The organism is Komagataeibacter kakiaceti JCM 25156 (assembly GCF_000613305.1).
The window spans coordinates 1-1,432 of record NZ_BAIO01000555.1 but is presented as its reverse complement, the minus strand read 5'-3'; the positions used below and the strand labels follow the sequence as shown (position 1 = coordinate 1,432).

Below are 1,432 nucleotides of genomic sequence, written 5' to 3'. Positions count from 1 at the left end.
TCATGGGCGCAGGCGGCCAGCATTCCGGCCAGGCCAAGCGCGATCCAGTGCAGGAAGGGGCGACGGGAAGCGGCGGGGCCGACCCCGGCCCTGTCATCGCCGCCCGTGTCAGTTACTACCCCTGCCTGCGCTGCCGCCATATGCTGTCGTGATCCCGCTCATGCCCCCTGATTCCATGCCGGACGGACCGGCATGACCCGCCCGGGCGGAAAAGGCCACGCACCATAACAGCGTGGCTCCGGCTTGCGCAATGCTGCCACGCGCGCCGTGGGCGGGGATTTATTCCTCCGTGCAGGTGGCGGGATCTTCCCCGGTGCGGTGGCCCGGCGCGTCCAGCGTGGCGAGATCGCGCATGTCCTCATCCGTAAGCTGGAAGCTGAAGGCCTGCAGGTTGGCGCGCATGCGCTCGGGGTGCGCGCTTTTGGGAATGGGCACCGAGCCGGTCTGCACCACCCAGCGCAGCATGACCTGCGCGGGCGTCTTGCCATGCCGCTCCGCCACGCGCAGCAGGGTCGGGTTTTCCAGCACCCGGCCCCGGCCCAGCGGGGTCCAGGCTTCGGTCAGGATGCCCAGCCGGGCATGCAGCGCGCGCTGTTCGGTCTGGGCGAAATCGACATGCATCTCGATCTGGTTGACGGCGGGGGTGACGCCGGTCTCGTCAATCAGGCGCTCGAGGTGTTCGGGCAGGAAGTTGGAGACGCCGATGGAGCGCACGCGCCCCTGATCGCGCAGGTGGATAAGGGCTTTCCAGCTTTCCACATACAGATCCTTGGCGGGCAGCGGCCAGTGGATCAGGTAGAGATCCACATAGCTCATCTTCAGCAGTTCAAGGCTGCGGTCAAAGGCGCGCAGCGTGCTGTCATATCCCTGATCCGCGCCGCGCAGCTTGGTGGTGACAAAAATGTCCTCGCGCCCGATATCGTAACTGACCAGCCCCGTGCCGACCCCGCTTTCGTTGCCATAGCGCGACGCCGTGTCGAACAGGCGGTACCCCGCGTCCAGCGCCTCGCGCACCGCGCGTTCGGCCTGCGGGTTGTCCAGCGGGTAGGTGCCGAAGCCCATTGCCGGAATCCTGTGGCCGTCATTCAGGGTAAGCAGGGGGATGGTGGTCATGATCGTTCCTTCGCCAGATGCCCGGCCGCCAGAATCTGGAATACCTGTCTTGCATGCAGGCATGGGCGTGCTGGCCGGGGTGGGACGTGTCGCCTCTGTCCAGCCTAACGGTATCGGGCCGCGTCCGTTTTATGCCCAGTTTTCAGGACTGGGCTGCATATGGTTCATTGTCACCGTTCAGAAAGGACCCCCATGACCGATCCATCCACCCTGCCAGCCGCCGACCTGCACCATGAAATCCTGACGCTGGATACACATGTCGATATTCCCTGGCCCGACCGTGGCGACTTCGCCACCGGCGCGCCGTCGCGGCGGCTCG

The 1,432-nt window shown here is 65.9% G+C and carries 1 protein-coding gene; it reads right to left on the bottom strand.

The annotated features are described in order from the left end of the window. Positions 1–279 precede the first annotated feature (279 nt). A complete protein-coding gene (locus tag JCM25156_RS16530; protein WP_084296542.1) occupies positions 280–1,116 on the bottom strand; it encodes an aldo/keto reductase in 837 nt (278 codons plus the stop codon). Between the last annotated feature and the right edge of the window lie 316 nt (positions 1,117–1,432).